We start from the raw sequence: 2,976 nt of genomic DNA on the forward strand, positions 1-2,976 counted from the left end.
CACCAATAACGCTGAAACTCACGGGACACCTCCAGAGGTGTTGTTTTTGATAGCCTGAGTGTAGGGAGGGCAGTAGAAAGAAGATGAAAAAATAGCGGGGCCGGGTGTAAAAAAAGTATAAAAATGATTGAAATAACGGCAGAAAGTGGCGGTTTTATACGCAACAAGGGAGTGGGCGGGTGGGCTGTTGGCGTAAAAATCCGTTTAACGGCCCCAGCAACGCCAAGAAACCACAATATAACCAATGTTAAGTTAGTTATTAACCTTGATGTAACAAAATTACGTTGTGAAGGCCTTTTTTGTGCTCTTTTTGCGCATTTTAGTGGTCGGATGAGTTGTAAAATTACACCATATGCGGTAATATTTTGCTCAGTTTCCAATTGGCCATCATTTATCGTTTTGCATTGCGTCGGGTCCTGACAACCTGGCGCGGATGTTTTTAAGGAGGTTCGTATGTCTAACTACCAAGCCTATCCGTTGCATCGGGTCCTCCTGCGCCGTAGCGCAGTGATTCTGGTCGGTGTTCTTGCTTTGCCGGTGATGCTGTTCCGTGCCGATCGCGCACGTTTTTACAGCTTTTTACACCGCGTCTGGTCAAAAACCAGCAATAAACCGGTCTGGCTGCAACAGGCAGAAACGGCGTCCTGCGATTTTTATTAATCCTGGCCCGTGGCACTACTACGAACCCTCGCCCTTGTGGCGGGGGTTTTTGCGTTTTAGGCCGCAGTAACGCACTAACTCCTCTACACTTCTAGCATTAACCGGTTGATGGGAGACAAGCTATGAGTGACAAGATCCCAGTCGGGATCAGCGCCTGCCTGTTGGGTAGTGCGGTGCGTTTCGATGGTGGCCATAAACGCTGCGAATTCGCCGTGGAACAATTGGCACCCTACGTAGAGTTTGAGCCGATTTGTCCCGAGATGGCGATTGGCTTGCCAACGCCACGGCCTGCGCTGCGTTTGGTTAAAAACCAACAGCAGACGCGGCTGCTCCACAGCAATGACCCCAATGTAGATCTTACCGAACGGATGCAACAGTTCTCCGAGCTGCGGGTTAGCCAGTTGCAACATTTATGCGGCTACATAGTCTGCGCAAAATCGCCTACTTGCGGTATGGAGCGGGTCAAGCTCTGGGACGAGAACGGTCAGGGTGCGCATAAAAGTGGCGTCGGGCTGTTTACCGCCGAGCTGCTCCAGCAAATGCCGTGGTTGCCGGTAGAAGAAGACGGTCGCCTGACCGATCCCGTGCTGCGGGAAAACTTTGTCGAACGGGTGTTTGCCCTTTATGAACTGAATATGCTGTGGCGTCAGGGGTTAACCCGTAGCGGGCTGATCGCTTTTCACAGCCGTTATAAACTTTCACTGTTGGCGCATTCACAACCGGAGTACCGGGAGTTGGGCCGTTTTGTCGCAGATATCGAACGTTGGGAATCGCTTGACGCCTTTGCGGTGGAATACCGCCAGCGCCTGATGAGGCTGTTGCAACACAAGGCGACCCGGCGCAATCACACCAATGTGCTGATGCATGTACAGGGCTACTTCCGCCGTCAGCTTAGTCGCTCTCAGCGCCAGGAACTGGCTAGCCTTATCGACCACTATCGCCAGGGCATGCAACCGTTGCTGGCACCGATTACGCTGTTAAAACATTACATGGCCGAATATCCTGATAGCTATCTGGCGCAACAGCGCTATTTTGAGCCCTACCCGGAGGCGCTGCGCCTGCGCTACGGCCATTAACCTGCAAGGAGTGTTATGACCACGCATCTGGTCTGGTTGCGTAACGATCTGCGCATTACCGACAATAAAGCCCTGTCCGCCGCCTGTAGCGATCCGCAAGCCAAGGTGATGGCGGTATTTATTGCCACCCCCGCGCAATGGCGGCAGCACCAGATGGCACCACGTCAGGCGGTGTTTATCCACGCCAATCTGCTGCAGGTGCAAGCGGTGCTGGCGGCTCGGGGCATTGAACTGATTAGCCATCAGGGGGACGATTTTGCCGGTTCGATTAACTGGCTGGTGGAGTTCTGCCAGCGCCAGCAGGTGACGGCTCTGTTTTACAACCGTCAGTATGAAATCAATGAGCGTCAACGAGACGCCCGCCTTGAGCAGGCGTTGGCCGGGCAGGTGAGGTGCCACAGCTTTGATGATAGCCTGCTGTTGCCCCCCGGCAGCGTGCAAACCGGCAACGGCGAGATGTACAAGGTGTATACGCCCTTTCGTAAAGCCTTTCTCCAGCGGTTGACCGAGTCCGACGTGAGCTCTCTGCCAGCCCCACGCCCGCGTGGGGAAGCCGTTGGTTTTACCGCAGCGGCGGCATTCGATTATCCTTTGGCTGAGGTGGGAGAGAGTTATCCCGCAGGCGAAGAGGCTGCATTGCACAGGCTGCGTGCTTTCTGCCGCGAGCAGGTGCAAGACTATGCGACACAGCGCGATCTGCCCGCCATTGCCGGGACCAGCAACCTGTCACCCTATCTGGCTATCGGTGTAATCTCTCCCCGCCAGTGCTTCAACCGTCTGCGCGTCGAGTGCCCCGATGTGTTGGAAAATCCGCAAAGCGGCGCTTTCTGTTGGCTTAATGAGCTGATCTGGCGAGAATTCTATCGTCACCTGATGGTAGCGTATCCCGCGTTATGCAAGCACCGTCCCTTTATCGCCTGGACGGATAAGGTATGCTGGCAACGCAACGACGCGGCTTTACTGGCCTGGCAACAGGGTAATACCGGTTATCCGATTGTCGATGCCGCCATGCGTCAACTCAATCAAACCGGCTGGATGCATAATCGCCTGCGGATGATCGCTGCCAGCTTCCTGGTCAAGGATTTGCTGATCGACTGGCGCGCCGGTGAACACTATTTCATGTCCCAATTGCTGGATGGCGATCTGGCCGCCAACAACGGTGGCTGGCAGTGGGCCGCCTCCACGGGCACCGATGCCGCACCTTATTTCCGCATCTTTAACCCAACCACTCAGGGCGAAC

Annotated in this window: 4 protein-coding genes; 3 read left to right on the plus strand and 1 reads right to left on the minus strand. The window is 54.6% G+C overall.

The window, feature by feature from the left end:
• The coding region (locus ACLQ7H_RS20260; RefSeq protein ID WP_411754217.1) for a hypothetical protein at positions 1-380 on the minus strand (380 nt) is incomplete at its 3' end.
• Between the two features lie 73 nt (positions 381-453).
• Here ACLQ7H_RS20260 and ACLQ7H_RS20265 point away from each other — a divergent pair.
• The 3 genes from ACLQ7H_RS20265 to phrB form a co-directional block, all read left to right on the plus strand.
• On the plus strand, positions 454-660 hold the full coding sequence (locus tag ACLQ7H_RS20265) for a YbfA family protein (protein ID WP_411754218.1): 207 nt from the start codon (positions 454-456) through the stop codon (positions 658-660).
• A gap of 122 nt (positions 661-782) precedes the next feature.
• Positions 783-1,736: a YbgA family protein gene (locus ACLQ7H_RS20270; RefSeq protein WP_411754219.1), complete on the plus strand. Its 954-nt coding sequence runs from the start codon at positions 783-785 to the stop codon at positions 1,734-1,736.
• Between the two features lie 15 nt (positions 1,737-1,751).
• A partial coding sequence (phrB, locus tag ACLQ7H_RS20275; protein ID WP_411754220.1) for a deoxyribodipyrimidine photo-lyase occupies positions 1,752-2,976 on the plus strand: 1,225 nt, incomplete at its 3' end.

Origin of the sequence: Serratia sp. (in: enterobacteria) (assembly GCF_046715635.1) — a bacterium.
Classification (GTDB): Bacteria; Pseudomonadota; Gammaproteobacteria; order Enterobacterales; family Enterobacteriaceae; genus Chania.

Excerpts from the sequence above, each read along its gene's own strand:
- ACLQ7H_RS20265 (WP_411754218.1), top strand. The coding sequence starts at position 454 with ATGTCTAACTACCAAGCCTATCCGTTGCATCGGGTCCTCCTGCGCCGT.
- ACLQ7H_RS20270 (WP_411754219.1), top strand. The coding sequence starts at position 783 with ATGAGTGACAAGATCCCAGTCGGGATCAGCGCCTGCCTGTTGGGTAGT.